The 16,314-nt window shown below is 70.3% G+C and carries 18 protein-coding genes; 2 read left to right on the top strand and 16 right to left on the bottom strand.

Annotated elements, in window-relative coordinates; genetic code table 11:
* Positions 1-119: 119 nt before the first annotated feature.
* A complete protein-coding gene (locus J8G10_RS09080) occupies positions 120-962 on the top strand; it encodes an alpha/beta hydrolase (protein WP_251443442.1) in 843 nt (280 codons plus the stop codon).
* An 85-nt stretch (positions 963-1,047) separates the two neighbouring features.
* On the opposite strand, the gene rpsN is transcribed toward J8G10_RS09080, so the two are convergent.
* From rpsN to J8G10_RS09130, 10 genes are all read right to left on the bottom strand, one after another.
* Entirely contained in the window at positions 1,048-1,353 is a 306-nt protein-coding gene (gene rpsN / locus J8G10_RS09085; RefSeq protein WP_045250847.1) for a 30S ribosomal protein S14, read from the bottom strand.
* Positions 1,354-1,356: 3 nt separating this feature from the next.
* Positions 1,357-1,527 (bottom strand): 50S ribosomal protein L33, encoded by a 171-nt coding sequence (gene rpmG, locus J8G10_RS09090; protein ID WP_045250846.1) that lies wholly within the window; start codon positions 1,525-1,527, stop codon positions 1,357-1,359.
* Positions 1,527-1,763: a 50S ribosomal protein L28 gene (gene rpmB / locus J8G10_RS09095; protein WP_045271470.1), complete on the bottom strand. Its 237-nt coding sequence runs from the start codon at positions 1,761-1,763 to the stop codon at positions 1,527-1,529. Before rpmB ends, rpmG begins: the two co-directional genes overlap by 1 nt.
* A gap of 141 nt (positions 1,764-1,904) precedes the next feature.
* Positions 1,905-2,717 (bottom strand): DNA-3-methyladenine glycosylase, encoded by an 813-nt coding sequence (locus J8G10_RS09100; RefSeq protein WP_251443445.1) that lies wholly within the window; start codon positions 2,715-2,717, stop codon positions 1,905-1,907.
* Positions 2,717-4,570, bottom strand: coding sequence for a hypothetical protein (locus J8G10_RS09105; protein WP_251443448.1), 1,854 nt, complete (start codon positions 4,568-4,570; stop codon positions 2,717-2,719). The genes J8G10_RS09100 and J8G10_RS09105 overlap by 1 nt, the downstream gene beginning before the upstream one ends.
* Positions 4,560-5,447, bottom strand: a complete 888-nt coding sequence (locus J8G10_RS09110) for a TIGR03943 family protein (RefSeq protein ID WP_308220687.1) — start codon at positions 5,445-5,447, stop codon at positions 4,560-4,562. Before J8G10_RS09110 ends, J8G10_RS09105 begins: the two co-directional genes overlap by 11 nt.
* Positions 5,440-6,447 (bottom strand): permease, encoded by a 1,008-nt coding sequence (locus J8G10_RS09115; RefSeq protein WP_285814213.1) that lies wholly within the window; start codon positions 6,445-6,447, stop codon positions 5,440-5,442. The genes J8G10_RS09110 and J8G10_RS09115 overlap by 8 nt, the downstream gene beginning before the upstream one ends.
* 73 nt (positions 6,448-6,520) lie before the next feature.
* Entirely contained in the window at positions 6,521-6,919 is a 399-nt protein-coding gene (locus tag J8G10_RS09120) for a Fur family transcriptional regulator (protein ID WP_251443451.1), read from the bottom strand.
* Positions 6,920-7,144: 225 nt separating this feature from the next.
* A complete protein-coding gene (locus J8G10_RS09125; RefSeq protein WP_251443454.1) occupies positions 7,145-8,458 on the bottom strand; it encodes a DivIVA domain-containing protein in 1,314 nt (437 codons plus the stop codon).
* A gap of 279 nt (positions 8,459-8,737) precedes the next feature.
* Positions 8,738-9,319 carry a TetR/AcrR family transcriptional regulator gene (locus tag J8G10_RS09130; RefSeq protein WP_251443457.1) on the bottom strand — a complete coding sequence of 194 codons (582 nt, stop codon included), beginning with the start codon at positions 9,317-9,319 and terminating at the stop codon, positions 8,738-8,740.
* A gap of 118 nt (positions 9,320-9,437) precedes the next feature.
* Here J8G10_RS09130 and J8G10_RS09135 point away from each other — a divergent pair, with 118 nt between their 5' ends.
* Complete coding sequence (locus tag J8G10_RS09135) at positions 9,438-10,124, top strand: DUF899 family protein (RefSeq protein ID WP_251443460.1); 687 nt, start codon at positions 9,438-9,440, stop codon at positions 10,122-10,124.
* 63 nt (positions 10,125-10,187) lie between these two features.
* On the opposite strand, the gene J8G10_RS09140 is transcribed toward J8G10_RS09135, so the two are convergent.
* The 6 genes from J8G10_RS09140 to J8G10_RS09165 all read right to left on the bottom strand — a co-directional run bounded on the left by J8G10_RS09140 (position 10,188) and on the right by J8G10_RS09165 (position 16,109).
* Positions 10,188-11,081 carry a metal ABC transporter permease gene (locus J8G10_RS09140; protein ID WP_251443463.1) on the bottom strand — a complete coding sequence of 298 codons (894 nt, stop codon included), beginning with the start codon at positions 11,079-11,081 and terminating at the stop codon, positions 10,188-10,190.
* Positions 11,078-11,923, bottom strand: coding sequence for a metal ABC transporter ATP-binding protein (locus tag J8G10_RS09145; RefSeq protein WP_251443466.1), 846 nt, complete (start codon positions 11,921-11,923; stop codon positions 11,078-11,080). Before J8G10_RS09145 ends, J8G10_RS09140 begins: the two co-directional genes overlap by 4 nt.
* Entirely contained in the window at positions 11,920-12,813 is an 894-nt protein-coding gene (locus J8G10_RS09150; RefSeq protein WP_251443469.1) for a metal ABC transporter solute-binding protein, Zn/Mn family, read from the bottom strand. The genes J8G10_RS09145 and J8G10_RS09150 overlap by 4 nt, the downstream gene beginning before the upstream one ends.
* 97 nt (positions 12,814-12,910) lie before the next feature.
* The gene (locus J8G10_RS09155; protein ID WP_251443472.1) at positions 12,911-13,840 is read right to left on the bottom strand and encodes a carbohydrate ABC transporter permease; all 930 of its coding nucleotides are present in this window, start codon (positions 13,838-13,840) and stop codon (positions 12,911-12,913) included.
* 8 nt (positions 13,841-13,848) lie between these two features.
* Positions 13,849-14,811: a carbohydrate ABC transporter permease gene (locus tag J8G10_RS09160; RefSeq protein WP_251443475.1), complete on the bottom strand. Its 963-nt coding sequence runs from the start codon at positions 14,809-14,811 to the stop codon at positions 13,849-13,851.
* A complete protein-coding gene (locus J8G10_RS09165) occupies positions 14,808-16,109 on the bottom strand; it encodes an ABC transporter substrate-binding protein (RefSeq protein ID WP_251443478.1) in 1,302 nt (433 codons plus the stop codon). Before J8G10_RS09165 ends, J8G10_RS09160 begins: the two co-directional genes overlap by 4 nt.
* Positions 16,110-16,314: the final 205 nt, after the last annotated feature.

The raw sequence follows: 16,314 nt of genomic DNA on the forward strand, positions 1-16,314 counted from the left end.
CATCGTGCCACACGGGAATACTCTGGTGTAGATAGAACGTTCAGTCTACTATGAACGACAGCACCGCGGACGCGGATCCGGCAGAACACCAGAGCACCACCTCACCCAAGGAGCACGACATGACCGCCTCGACCAAGACCCCGATCGTCCTCATCCACGGCCTGTGGATGACGCCCAAGAGCTGGGACACCTGGGCGCAGCGCTTCCGTGACGCCGGCCACGAGGTCATCGTCCCCGGCTGGCCCGGCATCGACGACCGCGACGTGGAGGACATCCGCGAGAACCCCGAAGCCCTCAAGGGCGTGGGACTGAAGCAGATCGTCGACCACTACGAGGGCATCATCCGCACCCTCCCCGGGAAGCCGATCATCATCGGGCACTCGTTCGGCGGCGTCATCACCCAGATGCTCGCCGACCGCGGCCTCGGCGCCGCCTATGTCGGCGTCGCGCCGGGACAGACCGCCGGCATCACCACGCTGCCCCTGTCGACACTGCGGACGGGCTTCCCGATCCTCGCCAACCCGTTCGGGCGCAACGGAGCGAAGCCCCTGTCGAAGAGCCACTTCCACTTCACGTTCGGCAACGACCTGCCCCGCGCGGAATCCGACCGGCTGTGGCAGGAGTACGCGGTCAACTCGTACAACCGCGTCTTCTTCGAGGGCGTCTCGTCCGTGCTCGACGAGAAGGGCGGTGTCACCCATGTGGACTACAGCCGCATCGACCGCGCCCCGCTGCTGGTCATCACCGGCGAGATCGACCACGTCGTGCCGCCGGCCATCGGCCGGGCCATCGTGAAGAAGTACCGCTCCGGCGGCAGCCCCGCGGTCGTCGAGTACCGGGAGTACCCGGGCCGCACCCACCGGCTGGTGAGCCAGGACGGCTGGGAGCAGATCGCGGACGAGACCCTGGAGTGGGCGACCGCGCATCAGATCCCCCAGTCCGCGGCGGCGTCCGCGGAATGACGACGCCTCCGGGCACGCAGAAGGGGCGGGGATCCGAAGATCCCCGCCCCTTGCGTCCCCCGATGAACTCAGGGGCCGGTAAGACTTACCAGCTCGACTTGGTCACGCCGGGCAGCTCGCCACGGTGCGCCATGTCACGGAAGCGGACACGCGAGATGCCGAACTTCGTGAGGACACCGCGGGGGCGGCCGTCGATGGCGTCGCGCGAACGCACGCGCGCGGGCGACGCGTTGCGCGGCAGCTTCTGCAGGCCGACGCGGGCGGCCTCGCGGGCCTCGTCGGTCGCGTTCGGGTCGACCAGGGTCTTCTTCAGCTCGGCACGACGCTCGGCGTAACGCTCGACGACGACCTTGCGCTGCTCGTTGCGCGCGATCTTGCTCTTCTTAGCCATGGATCAACGCTCCTCTCGGAATTCGACGTGCTTGCGAACCACCGGGTCGTACTTCTTCAGCACGAGGCGGTCGGGGGTGTTGCGACGGTTCTTCTTGGTCACGTAGGTGTACCCCGTGCCCGCGGTCGAACGCAGCTTGATGATCGGACGGATGTCCTGTGCCTTCTTGGCCATTAGAGCTTCACACCCTTCGCCTGGAGGTCCGCGACAACCTTCTCGATGCCCCGGGCGTCGATCACCTTGATGCCCTTGGCGGACACGTTCAGCGTGATCTTGCGACCGAGCGACGGAACGAAATAGGTCTTCTTCTGCACGTTCGGGTCGAAGCGGCGCTTCGTCCGACGGTGCGAGTGCGAGATGTTGTGACCGAAACCGGGAACTGCTCCGGTCACCTGGCACACTGCTGCCATGATGACTCCTTCTCTACCGTGAGGCCGGACGGCCCCACCCAAGATCCCTTGTCTGCACACCTCTCCCCTCGCCGATCGACCGGCCGCAGGGAGGGAGGCATACGAACTGCGCACAGGAGTGTGCGCAGACAAAGAGCTACTCTAGCACGGATCCGACCCCGGGCGTGTCGTCGACCGCAGCGCCTCGGCGGCGCGATGGGCCTCCGCCGCGCCCCTCCCCCACCGGAACGGCGAGACCGTTGGATCCCCCGGGATCCAGAACCGCCACGGGAACGCGTCGGTACCGGCGACGCCCGCGACCCCCACCCGGGGCCCGGACGCGACCTCGGCGAGTGGCCGGCCCAGCCACAGCTCGGCGCGCGCGCCGGCCCGCTCGGCGCCCGTGACGGCATCGATGCCGTCGTGCTGCGGATGCCGCAGGCCGGAGGCCTGGCCGAACCGTCCCGGTCCGCGGGCGAGGTCTCGCGCCGATCCAGACCATGACGCAGGAGAATCCGCGGTGAGGACGTCGGATCCGGGAGCCGGATCCGGGTTTCTCCTGCGTTGTGTTCCGGCAGAGCGGCGCATCGCCGCCACGGCCACGCCGGATTCGACCTCGCCGGCGCGCAGCAGGATTCCGCCCGCGACGCGCTCCGGGCCGCAGACCACGTTCACGCAGGAGTGGATGCCGTGGCTGAGATACACGTACAGGTGCCCCGGCTCCCCCCACATCGTGGCGTTGCGGGCGGTGCGGCCCATGCGCGCATGCGAGCCGGGATCGTGCCGGTCGCCCACGCCCTGGCCGTGGTACGCCTCGACCTCGGTGATCCGCAGAATCACCTCCGCGCCGCCGACGACCGTGCGCAGCCGTGCGCCCAGCAGCCGCGGCGCGACCTCGAGCGGCAGCGCGAGCAGGTCGTCCCGACGAGCCCGGCGCAGGCCCTCGCCGGCCGGCGGCTGACCGGCGCCGCTCATCACCGGTGCGGCGCCTGGGCGCACCACGACGGGTCGAAGCCGGCGAGCACCACGAGCTCCTTGCCGGTCCTCGTGTCGACGATGTGCGTCTGCATCGTGGTCGGCAGCGGCAGCAGCGACTGGTCGTAGGGGTTGTTCACGAGCTTTGGAGCCACCACGATCGCGCTGTACTGGCCGCTCGGCGACGGGCAGGCCTGCATGATCGCGTCGGATCCGGTCACGCTGAACAGCTTGGTCGCCTTGCCGTCGTCGGCGACGCGGGTCACGATCTGCCCGGTCGGCAGACCGCTCTCGTCGCGGGTGGCGACCTGGCGCAGCGTCCCTCCGGGGAACGGAGCGATCGTGCCTGGCACGCCGAAGTCGGGCGTCGAGGCGGCGAGCGGCTTCTCGGATCCGTCGGCCAGGTTCAGCTCGATGAGATCGGCGCCGCGGCTGACGATCGCGGTGTAGGTGCCGCGGGTGATGCCCTCGATCGTCTGAGCGGCGCCGAGGGCGGTCGGGGCGGCCTTCGCGTCCGCGCGGTCCTCGACGTACAGGGCGCCGGTGAAGTCGATGAACAGCGCCGAGGAGGAGTCGGGCACGAACGCCCACTGCCCCACGCTCGGCTGCTTGTCGGCGAGGGACACGATCCGCGGCTCGCCGTCGCCGGTGAGCGACTGCGTGACGAGGACGCTCGCCCGCCCGCTGGTCGCGCTCACGCCCTTGTCGGTGAAGGTGTAGCCGACGAGGTTGCCGCGCTCCGACACCTGCAGGGAGGAGAGGAACCCGGGTCCCGGGAGCTTCAGCTCCCGCTCGTTCTTGCCCTGGCGGTCCATCACGAGCAGCGCCGAGATGCCGTCCTTCTCGGTGGCGACCACGAGGTGGTCGGCGGTGGCACGGAAGTCGTCGATCTTCTCGTGCTGCACGATCGGGACGGCGTTCTTGCCGCCGAGATCGGTGTGGAAGATCGTGTCGTCGCCGTCGGGATTGCGCTGCAGCAGGAAGATCGTCGACTTCGGCGTCTGGAAGGTGGCCTGCAGCGTGCCGCGGCGCTGCTTGTCCGTGCCGGTCGCATCCTTCACCGTCACCGTGTAGTTCGTGTCGTCGTCGAGCGGCACCGTGAAGCGCACGCCGACGTTGCGCCCCGAGGTGTCGACGGTGAACGGCGTGGCGGGGCTGACCGACACCTGCGAGGCCGCGACCTTCGCGAGCGGCTGGCTGGCGGTGATGATCATCCGGGTCCCGGAGGCGTCGATCGCGGCCTGCGCGTCGACCTTCACGCTGCTGACCCGCGGGCCCTGCAGCAGGGTGATCACGCCGAATCCGGCGACGACGAGCACGAGCACGCCGATCACGGCGCCGAGGATCAGCGGGAATCGGCGGCGCGACCTGACCGGCTGGGGGGTGGGATGGGGCTCCCACGCCGGCGGCTCGAAACGCGGATCCGGTCCGGGGCCGCCCGCGGCATCGTCAGCCGAGCGGCCGAGATCGGGGCCGGCGGAGGCGTCGACCGGAGCGGGCGGCACGGGGACGGGCGGCACGGCAGGGGCGGGTTCCGGCAGCGGCGCCGGCGAGGCGGGCATGTCGCGGGGATCGATGACCGGCGTGTCGTCAGGGGTGACCGAAGCCGCCGGCACCGGTTCCAGCGAAGCGGGCGCCTCGGGCGCTTCCGAAGTCGTCGGGAGAGCCGACGGCGCGTCGGGACGCGGCATGCCCGCAGAGGACGACGTCTCGCCTCGGTCGCCTTCGGCGTCCTCGCCCGACGCGGGATCCGAGTCCGCGGAGGCAGGGGCGACCGAGGCCGCCTCCTCGGCCTCGCGGCGGGCACGCAGCTCGGCGCGGGTGAGGGGACGATCCGCGTCGTCAGTGCTCATAGGGGTCCTTCGGCTCCGGGATCTTCGACACGCTGGCCGGCACGATCGAGAGCTTCCCGTCGGCGCTCGCGCGGACGGTCCCCTTGACCTGCACCCAGTCGCCCACAGCGTACTGGCCCTGCCAGCCGGTGATCTGCACCGGCACCGAGGCGGGCTGCGCGTCGAGCACGCAGTGCGAGATGACCATGCGCGTCAGATGCGCCTGATCCTTCGCGGATCCGCTGGGCGTGAGGAATCCGGTGAGCGTGACCGACGAGCCGTCGTACTTCTCGGGCCGGGATCCGGTCGCGAACACGCTCGCCCATCCGCCGATGCCGAAGGTGCTGGTGTCGGTGTTGGCGCCGAGCGCCACGTCGTCGGCGCCCGCGAACAGCACATTGCCCATCGGGGCGCGCTGCATCGCCATGTCGACCGAGAGCGACGCGGGCGGCAGCAGCAGGGCGCCGGCGACGACGCCCGTCGCGATCACGCCTCCCGTCGCACCCGCGACCGCGCCGACGACCCGGCGTGCCGACGGTCGCGCGTGATCCTGAGCGTGACCGTGGTCGTGACCGCCGTGGTCGTGGCTGCCGTGGTCGTGCCCGTGCTCCTGCTCGGCGCCGAGGGGCAGCGCGCACGACCAGACCGCTCCGACGAGCGTGACGATCGCCGCGGCGACGGCGAACCAGACCGTCTCCGGGCTGATGTAGAGGGTGAGGCGGCCGGTCGCCGCGAGGGCGAGCGTGGCCACGGCCAGCGCCGCGGCGAGTCCGGCGCCGAGCCAGCGGGTGCCCAGCGCCCGCGCGCGCGACCCTGCGGCCTCTGCGGCGTGGTCGTGAGCGTCGACGGCGCGGGGCGCATGCGTCTGCCGGCGGGTGGCGGTCGTCGTGTCAGGCAAAGACGTTCACCCCGATCCCCAGTGCGAAGCCGAACAGGATCACGATGCCGACGATCCCAGCGAGGGTGCGCGCGGTGAACGTCGTGCGCAGCAGCGCCATCATCTTGATGTCGACCAGCGGACCCACCAGCAGGAACGCGACGATCGCGCCGGGCGAGAACGTGGAGGCGAAGGACAGCGCGAAGAACGAGTCGACGTTCGAGCAGATCGCCACCGAGATGGCGAGCGCGATCATCGCGACGACCGAGAGCAGCGGGTTGGATCCGATCGCGAGCAGCACGTCGCGCGGCACCAGCACCTGCACGGCGCCGGCGAGGGCGGATCCGATGATCAGTGCGGGCATCACGGCCCGCAGCTCGATGAGGAATTGCGCGAGGCTGCGACGGATCCCGGATCCCTGCTCGTGCACGACGACCTCGCAGGTGTCGCGGAACCGCTCGGTGAGCAGCGCATCGGGATCCGGATGCCGGCTGTAGATCCAGCCGATGAGGTTCGCGACGAGGTAACCGCCGACGAGGCGGGCCACGAGGATGCCGCCGTCGAAGCCGAACGCCGCATGGGTGGTGAGGATGACGATCGGGTTGACGATCGGCGCGGCGATGAGGAAGGTCAGAGCCTCGGCCGGCCCGAGACCCCGCATCATCAGTCCGCGCGCGAACGGCACGTTGCCGCACTCGCACACCGGGATGAGCATGCCCAGCAGCGACAGCACCGCCCGCCGCGCCCAGCCGCGCTTCGGCAGCACCCGCTCGATCACCCCTGCGGGCAGCCACACCTGCACGACGATCGACAGCAGCACGCCCAGGATCACGAACGGCAGCGCCTCGAAGAGCACGCTGAGCGACAGCGTCAGTCCGTCCTGCAGCCGGTTCGGCAGCCGTGCGGAGAACAGGTGCGGCGCGAGGGCGTCGATCGCGATGAGCGCACCGATCACGACCGCGCCGATCGCGGCGCCGATGAGAGCGGTGCGCCCGGTCAGCCGCGGCGGTTCGGCGCGCAGGGCGTGCGGGGTCGCCGCCCCGTCTCGTGCGGCGGTCGCGCGGCGGCCGGGGGTCGTCAGGGTCACGCGGGGATCACTCCTGGGCGGCGTTGGCGCAGCTCGCGCACAGTCCGAAGATGTCGACGACGTGCTCGGCATCACGGAAGCCGTGCAGGGCGGCGGTGCGCTGCGCCCACTGCTCGACGTCGGTGGCCTCGATCTCGACGGTGAGCCCGCAGGACCGGCAGATCAGATGATGGTGGTGGCCCTCGCTGCTGCACGCCCGGTAGAGCGCCTCACCCTCGGGGCTCTGCAGCGAATCGGCGTCGCCCGAGGCGGCGAGACCGGCGAGCGCCCGGTAGACCGTGGCCAGTCCGATGCCGGTGTTCGCCTCGCGCAGAGTGGCGTGCAGGGTCTGCGCGCTCACGAATCCGCGCGCGTCCGAGAGCTCCTCGCGCACGCGCTCGCGTTGCCACGTGTTCCGCTGAGCCATGCGTCGAGTCTAGAGCGGTGTTCTGGCCCCCGGCTGGGAGCAGCCGTTCCGGGGGCTGGACGCCGGATCCGCTGCCGTCCTCAGGGTCGCCGAGCGAGGATGCCGAAGGCGACCGAGACGAAACGGGGTCGCCGAGCGAGGATGCCGAAGGCGACCGAGACGAACGGGGTCGTTGAGCGAGGACGACGAAGGCGACCGAGACGAAACGGGGCCGGACCGGAGTGGTCAGGCGTCGGCACCCTCTGCGGGAGCCGCCGTAGCCTCGTCCGCGGCGACGTCCTCGGAAGCCGCGGCCGCGGATCCGGATCTCTCGCTGCCGAGCGCGCCGTCGGGGCGGATGAGCTCGCGCACCTCGGCCATGAAGCTGGTGAGCTGCTGCTGCTGCCAGCGCAGCTGGCGGGCGCGGTCGTCGGCGTCGCGCACGACGTTCGCCGTGTGCGCGGTGACCATGTCGACGATCTTCTGCGACTTGGTGCGGGCGCGGTCGAGCGTCTCGCGGGCGCGCACCTGCGCCTCGGCCTCGATCGCGTTCGCCTGCGACCGCATCAGCCGCTCGTAGTCGTCGGCCTTGCCCGAGATCCGCTCGGCGTGCGCGAGCGAGGCGGCGACCTGCTCGTTCGCGTCGACGGTGATGCGCTCCGCATGGGCGACGGCCTGGTTGTGCAGCACCAGGAACTCCTGCTGCGCGTCGTCCTGACGGCGGGTGAGGGACTCCTCCATCTCGAGCACGCGCGCGTTCATCTCGCGCACCTCGCGCTCGGCGGCGACCCGCAGATCGGTGGTCTCGCGGGTGACCATGGCGCGCAGCGCCGCGGCGCCCTTCTCGGCCTCGGTGCGAATGGAGTGCGCCTCCTGCTCGGCGTGGTTCACCTTCTCGGCGGCGTGCGCGGCCTCGCGCTCGACCTGCGCGGTGTGCGCGGTGAACTCGGTCTCCATCTTCAGGCGCACCTGGTCGGCGTCGCGTTCGGCCTGCGCGGTGATGCGCGCGACGTCGGCATCGAGCTCGGCGCGCTTGGCCGCGGCCTCGTCGCGGGCCGCCTCGAGCAGGCGCTCGGCCTGCACCGCGGCGTTCTGGATGAGGACGCTGGCCTGCTCCTCGGCCACGCGCAGCACGGTCTCGAACTGCGAGCGCGAGGTCGCCTCGTCGATGTCCTCCTGGGATCCCGCGAGCGCCGTGCTCAGCGACTGGATCTGCTGAGCCGACTCGGCGATCTTCGCGTTCGCGGCGGCCAGGTCGGCCTCGAGCTTCGCCGAGCGCTCCTCGTGCGCCGCCGTGGCCTTCTCGAGCTCGCGGCGGTGCTTCTCGGACGCCTTGTCCAGCTCGCCGCGGAGGTGGGCGTCGGTCTTGGCGCTCGAGTCGGTCGCGCGGCGCAGCTCTTCCGTCAGGGCGGTGAGGTGGGCGTCGACCTCGGCCTTGTCATAGCCGCGGAAGCCGATCGTGAAGGCGTGCTGGCTCGACGGGGTCTCCAGGAGCTGATCGAAGAAGTCGCCCTGCGGCGCCTGCTCCTCGGATGCACGGTTCTCGGTTGCCTCGGCCACGGCATCGCCTTTCTGTCCATCCCTCCCCCTCCCGGGCAGGGGGGATGCCGGGAGGATCGATGCGGAGGGGGAATCGCGTCGTCCAGCGCCCTGGGTGCGGGGGCCGTGATCCGCGCGAGTCCTGACGATCCTAACCCGCGGTCCCCGGTGCCGACAGGGGGCGGACCCTGAACGGATGACGAGAGATCCCTGTCGGGATCCTCCCCGTGCGTGATGCGGTGATCCGCTCCGGGGACCGCGACGGTCAGGGATCCGATGCCGGGCAGGAGAGGGCCGGCCTCAGCGGGCGGCCGCCTGTATCCCGGCGATCACGGCCCGGACGGCCGCCTCCCCGCGACGGCGCTGCTCCACGCGGTCCACACCGACGAGCGGTCCGCGCAGGCACAGCTCGGCGAAGCCGTGCACCGTTGCCCAGCACGCCCAGGCGGCGTCGTCGCGACCGGCCGGCGGCAGCGCCCCCGCGTCGACCAGGTCGTCGAGTGCCGCGGTCAGCGCCCGGAACGCCGGGGACTGCGCCATCGTCGCGGAGTCGGGCGGGCGGATGCCGAAGAACACCACGGCGAACCATCCCGGCTCGTCTAGCGCGAACGCGATGTAGGCCGTGCCGATCCGGTGCAGGCGCTCGGCGGGCGAGAGCCCGGGGGAATCGGTCATCGCGGCGGCGAGACCCTCCTGGATCGCGGCGGCCGCGGCGCCCACGAGCGCGGCCCGGTCGGCGAAGTGCCGGTAGGCGGCGTTCGGCGACACGCCTGTGCGCCGGGTGACCTCGCGGATCGTGATCGCGGCGGGTCCGCCCTCGCGGCCCAGGGCGACCGCCGCCTCGACGAGGGCGGTGGCGAGATCGCCGTGGTGATAGGCCATCGGATAGCTCCTGCCCCCTTGAGGTGTCGCCACCTGATGTGTACGGTGTGAACATAGCAGATGTGGACGCCGTGAACATCGGCGCCCGAGAGCACGCCGCAGACCATCGGAGGATGTCATGACCGCTCTGCCCCCTGTCGTCGACGAGCAGACCTGGCGCGAGGAGCTCGCGAGACTCCGAATACGGGAGAAGGCCGCGACCCGCGAACAGGATGCGATCGCCGCCGCGCGCCGCCGCCTGCCGGCCGTGAAGCTCCCCGCCTACACGCTGATCGCCGAGGACGGCAGCCGGGTGAGCCTCGCCGACGTGTTCGACGGGAAGAGCCAGCTCGTCACCTATCACCACATGTGGACCGACGGTGCGTCCTGGCAGTGCGGAGGGTGCACCGGCCTCACCTCGCAATGGACCCGCACCGGGCACATCGAGGCGCAGGACGCACGCCTCGTGATCGTGACGAACGGCCCGATGGACGAGGTCCTCGCGTACAAGAAGCGCGTCGGGAACCGGCTGACGTGGTACTCCTCGTCCGAGTCCTCCTTCGGCGCCGACATGGACGCCGGCCCCGGAGAGGGGTTCGGCTTCAACGTGTTCCTCCGCGACGGCGACGACGTCTACCGCACCTGGCACACCGACGGTCGTGGCGCCGAGCGCTTCAGCGTCGCGTTCGCCGTCTCCGACGTGCTCCCCTACGGCCGGCAGGAGGAGTGGCAGGACGTGCCGGAGGGCTGGCCGCAGGATCCGACGTACTCGCGCTGGGTGAGCTCCCAGGACGTCGCGGCGCAGTACGGCGATCCGGTCGCCTGACGGAGGGCGGCGGGTCGGGCTCTCCGCGCTCGGCGAGCTCGGCGACCGGCGGTGCTTCCCGCCTCAGCCGGCCCGCCGCACCCGGTCGCGCGCGCGCTGCACCAGCCAGCACACCACGTAGATCCCGAACGAGATCGTCGTGATGTAGGGGCTCACCGGCAGCGTGCCGGCCAGGGCGAGCAGGATGCCGCCGACCGCCGAGACGAAGCCGAACAGCGCGGCGAGCAGCGGCACCCGCAGCGGCCCCGCCGTGACGCGCATCGCGGCGGCTGCGGGCGTCACCAGCAGCGCCATCACGAGCAGCGCGCCGATGATGTGCACCGCCACCGCGACGATCAGCCCGAGCAGCACCATGAACACGAGACCGATGGTGCGGGTGGGCACGCCGCGCGCCTCGGCCGACACCGGGTCGAGCGAGTCGAACCGCAGCGGGTTCCAGACGAGCACGAGCGCCACGAGGACCGCCGCGCTGATCCCGATCAGCCAGCCCAGATCGGGTGAGGAGACGGACACGATCTGCCCGGTGAGCAGGCTGAACCGGTTCGCGCTGCGCCCGTCGTAGAGCGACAGGAACAGGATCCCGAGGCCGAGGCCGAACGGCATGAGCACGCCGACGATCGAGTTGCGCTCCCTGGCGCGCGCGCCGAGCAGGCCGATCAGGATCGCCGCCACGAGCGCGCCGCCGATCGAGCCGGCCACGACGCTGCCCCCGAACAGCAGGGCGGCCGCGGCTCCGGCGAACGACAGCTCGCTCACGCCGTGCACGGCGAAGGCGAGGTCGCGCTGCATCACGAATACGCCCACGAGGCCCCCGACGATGCCGAGCACGGCGCCGGCGATGATCGAGTTCGCCAGCAGCGCGACGAGCTCGACGTAGTCGGCGAACGAGAAGATGTCGCCCCAGTTCACGGCGGGAACGGGACCCGCGGCGGTCAGCAGGCCGAGCACGGCGCTCATGCGGCGCCCTCGTGGTCGTGGTCGTGGTGCGGCTCGACATCGGGCACGCCGACGACGATGAGGCGGTCGCCGGCGCGCAGCACGAACACCGGCGCCCCGTAGAGGTCGGTGAGCACGCGGGTCTGCAGCACCTCGTCGGGCGTGCCGAGCATGAACCGGCCGCCGGCGATGTAGAGGATGCGGTCGACGCGGCCCAGGATCGGGTTGATGTCGTGGGTGACGAACAGCACGGCCGCGCCGTGCGCACGCCGCTGGCGGTCGATGATCTCGGTGACGCCCTGCTGGTTGGCGAGATCGAGGTTCGACAGCGGCTCGTCGCAGAGCAGCAGCGCCGGGCGGTCCATGAGCGCCTGGCCGACGCGCAGCCGCTGCTGCTCGCCGCCGGAGAGCGCGCCGACCCGGCGGTCGCCGTAGTGCGCGGCGCCGACCTCCGCGAGCATCTCGTCCACGCGCTCGCGGTCGCCCCGGCGCGGCACCGGCAGTCCGAACCGGCGGCCCTGCAGCCCGAGCGCGATCACGTCGCGGGCCCGCATCGCGGTGTCGGGCGGGTAGGGGCGCTGCTGGGGGATGTAGCCGATCCGGGGGTTGCCGCGGGTGGCGGGGACCCCGGCGACCCGGATCTCCCCCGCGCTCAGATCCTGCAGCCCGAGGATGCTGCGCAGCAGCGTGGTCTTGCCGGATCCCGACGGGCCCAGCACCGCGATGAACTCGCCGGGCCGCACATCGAGGTCGAGCCCCGACCACAGCTCACGGTCGCCGCGGCCCTGCGGGCGGTGCAGCGCGGCGCCGCGGATCTGCAGCACCGTCGCGGCGGCCGCCGAGGCGTCCGCGGGCGCGGTCATGCTCCGACGGCAGCGGCGAGGGAGGCGATCGCTGCATGCATCCATTCAGCGTACGCGGTGCCCTTCGGAAGGATCTCCGTGAAGGTCACCACCGGGATCCCCGCCGCCTTCGCCTCCTGCTCGACGCGCTGCGTCTCGGATCCACCGGCCTGGCTGTTGGCGAGCACGGCCTTCACCTCGCCGCTCTTGACGACGTTCACGGCCGCGAGCAGCGTCGCGGGGGCGACGTCATGGCCCTCCTCGACCGCGCTCGCGAAGCCCTCGGGCGCCTTGTCGACCAGACCCGCCGCGTCGGCGAGGTAGCCGGGCACGGGCTCGGTGATGAACACGCCCGCCCCGGGGGCCTTCGCCTTGATGGCGGCGAGCTCGCCCTCCGCCCGGGTGAGGTCCGCAGTGAGGGCCGCAGCGCCCTTCGCGAACTGCTCCTTGCCGGCGGGGTCGGCCTTCGTCAGCGCGCTCTCGACCTGGCCGACCACGGTGATCATGGTCGTCGGGTCGAACCACACGTGCTCGTTGAACCCCTCCTGATCGTGACCGGGGTGCGCGTCGGCGGCCGTGACCACCGTCGCCTTCGATCCGTCGAGCAGGTCCTTCATGAACGGGTCGTAGCCGCCGCCGTTCTCGATGACCAGCGCGGCGCCGCGCACGGCCAGGCGGTCGCGTGCGGTTGCCTCGTACTCATGCGGATCCTTCGAGAGCGAGTCGATAATGCTCGTGACCTGCACCCGGTCGCCGCCGATCTCCGTGGCGATGCTGCCGTAGACGTTGGTCGTCGCGACGACGTCGATCTTCCCCCCGCTGTCCGCGCCGCTTCCCGTGGTCTCGGAGCATCCCGCCAGAGCGAGGATCGAGGCGGCGGCGAGGGCGAGGGCGACGAGGGGCTTCTGCATGACCTCGACACTACGTTAAATGAGAATCATTATCAAAACGGACCCGCATCCGCCGTGACGGATCGATTCCGCCCGTACCGCCGGAACCGTCGCGAGGTTACTTGCCCATGCCGAGCGTGAGCCCTTCGGTCAGGCGACGCCCGAGCCACAGATAGATGGCGAGCATCGGCAGCACCACGATGCACAGTCCGGCGAACAGTCCTCCCCAGTCGGCGCCCGAGTACGTCTGCTGCTGGATGAACGAGATCAGCGCCACCGGCAGGGTGTACTTGTCCGTCGACTGCAGCAATGTCAGCGCGAGCAGCGTCTCGTTCCAGTGCGAGATGACCTGCAGCACGAACGCGGTCAGGATGCCGCCCTTCGCGAGCGGCAGCGTGATCCGCCAGAACGTCCCGAACGCGGAGGCGCCGTCCAGCGCCGCGGCCTCCTCGAGCTCCTGGGGCAGCGAACGGAAGAACGCGATGAGCAGGAACACCGTGAACGGCATCGAGACGCCGACGTAGACGATGTTGAGGCCGACCAGGCTGTCGGTGAGGTACACCTCGTTGAGCATCACGAACAGCGGGATCAGGATCACCTGGACCGGGATCCCCAGCCCGAGCACGAAGTACATCGTGAGCGCGTTCGTGAACCGGTTCTCCACCCGGCCCAGGTAGTAGGCGGCGGGCGCCGCGATCGCGACCGTCACGAACGAGGAGACCAGCGTCGTGCTCACGCTGTTGAGCGTCGCGGTGGCGAAATCGCCCGCGGTCCAGGCGGTCACGAAGTTCACCGGATCGAGCGAGGTGGGCAGCCCCCACGGATCGCTCAGGATCGAGCGCGTGTCACGGAACGCCTGGATCACCATCCAGATCATCCAGGCGATGTTCAGCGCGACGAAGGCCCACAGCAACACCAGCCCGATCCCGCGCAGCACGCTGCGCTCGCGGCCGATGGCGGCGCCCCGGCGGCGGCGCGGCCGGTCGGACCGACCGGTCACGACCGTGCGGGTGCTGGTGTCCTCCCGGAGCATCTCAGCAGTGGTCATCAGGACTCCTAGATCTCGATCGCGTCGCGCCTCATCACGCGGCGCAGCAGGACGACGAGCACCGACACCAGGGCGAGCGACAGGATCGCGCTGGCACTGGCCATGCCGTATGCGGGGATGGACTCTCCGGAGAACGCCGTCACGTAGGTGTAGACGGCCGTGCTCCAGGTGCGTGTGGGCGGGATGCCCTGACCGGTCGAACCTCCGAAGATCCAGATGATCTCGAAGATCTTCACCGAGGAGATCGTCCACAGCACGGCGCAGGTGCCGAACACGTCCCAGGTCAGCGGGAGGATCACGTAGCGCAGCCGCTGGAACGCGTTCGCGCCGGCGAGGGCGCAGTCCTCGTAGTAGTAGGGCGGGATCCGGTCGACACCCGCCATCAGGATCGTCGTGTAGTAGCCGGTGGTGATCCAGGTGAGCATCACCATGATCAGCGGGAACAGGTTCTCCGTCGCGAGCCAGGCCGGCGGATCCGTCACGCCGGCCCAGCCCAGCAGCGTGTTCACGAGACCGCCGGGGTTGAGCACGAAGCCGGCGAGCACGCCGAAGATCATGGCGTTCACGAGGTGCGGGAAGAAGATCACGGAGCGGGCGATCTTGCGCCCCGCCATGTCCCGCAGCACCAGGGTGAGACCGAACGAGACCACGAAGATCGCCAGGCCGACCACGAACAGCAGCAGCAGGGTGTTGCCGAAGGACTGCAGGAACAGCTTGTCGCCGAAGAGCTTGACGTAGTTGCCGAGACCGACGAACTCCATCGGACCGGCTCCGGCCCATTTGTGGAAGCTGATCCAGATCGCGTAGACGGAGGGGCCGACGAACAGCACCGAGTAGAACAGCAGCGCCGGACCCACGAAGGGGACGAAGAGCTTCTTGCGGGCCTTGTCGATGGCGTTGCCGCCGGCGCGGGTCGTGCGTCGCGCGACCCGGCCGGCGGCGACCCCGGGCATCGCTGCCGTCTGGGTCATGAGTTCTGCTTCCAGTAGTCGGCCTGGCCCGAGGTCATGGCGGCGATGAACTCGGTCGCGGAGAGCTTGCCCTGCACGAGCTGGTCGATGGTCGGGTAGAGCAGCTTCTCGGCGTAGCCCGGGAGGGTGATGCCGTCGTTCTGCACATAGAAGCCGTCGGCCGCGTCGAGGGCCTTCTTCACGGAGTCGACCTCGGGACTGATGGCGGCATCCGCGCGGATGGGCAGGATCTTCGCGTCCGTGCCGAGCGCGTCCTGGTACTTCTTGCTCAGGAAGAACGAGGCGAACTTCTGCGCGTTCTCGGCGTTCTTGGCCTTGGCCGGCACCGCGAACCCGATGAAGTCGGCCCGCGAGACCTGCTTGCCGCCGTCGACCGTCGGGAACGGGAACGACGAGTACTGGAAGCCGCTCGTCGCGTACGACGCCGTCTCGGTCGGGATCCAGGTGCCGTTGTAGAGCAACGCGGCCTTGTTGTCCGCCCAGGCCTGCTGCTGTGCGGGCCACTTGCTCGCGTTGTAGCCGGAGATGAAGTAGCCGCCGTCGACGAGCTGCTGCACCATCGTGGCGGCCTCGACGGCGTCGGCGCCTTGCCATGCCTTGCCGGTCTTGTCCTCGGCGATCTTCTTCATCGCTCCGGGACCGGCGATGTGCACGAGCGCCGACGTGTACCAGTAGGCGTTGTAGCCGGAGACGTCGCCGTCGATCGCGAGCGGCACCTCGTTCGCGGCCTTGAGCGTGTCGAGTTCGGCGACGAACGCGTTCCAGTCCTTCGGCGGCGCGGACGCGAGCTCTGGGTGCGTGGCGGCGTTGAACCAGATCGCGTCGCTGGTGAGCGTGTAGGGCAGCATCCACGGCGCCGTGTCGCCCTCGCGCGTGATGTCAGCATCGGCGAGGTACGCCTTCGGGACGAGGTCGGAGACCTTCTCGCCGTCCACGTCCGCGCCGTACGCGGCGGTCAGTTCCTTGGCCTGCCCGCTCGTCGCGAGGACCGGGGCCAGTTTGGCGAACGAACTGTCGATGAGGTCGGGGACGTTGTTGGTGTTGAGCGTCGGGACGACCTTCTTCACGCTGTCGCGACCCTGCCACTGCACGGTGACCTTGATGCCGGTCTCCTTGGTGAAGTCGGCGATCGCGGAGGCGAGGACCTTCTGCTGCGCCTCCCCCTCCTTCCACATCGACCAGTAGGTGAGCGTGCCCCCCGAGCCGGACCCGCCGCCCGCACCGGATGCGCATCCGGTGGCGGCGAGTGCGACCGCGCTGATGAGGGCGAGGGCAGAGAGCGTTCGGGTCTTCGCCATCGGACTTCCTTCCGTCTGAGAGGCATCGTCGCCTGTGTCGCACGACTCTCGCTCGACCCGGAAGAAGCATTCAAGGAGTAATCGGGAATTCGTCTCCTCGTTGCGCCGCGATTGTCGGAGGACAGCGATCAGGCACCCTCCTCCACACACGATGAATCGCCGAATACGTCTTTATTCCTCACTATGTGCGGAACAGAATCAGAGG

Source organism: Microbacterium sp. USTB-Y, assembly GCF_023703415.1.
Taxonomy (GTDB): domain Bacteria; phylum Actinomycetota; class Actinomycetes; order Actinomycetales; family Microbacteriaceae; genus Microbacterium.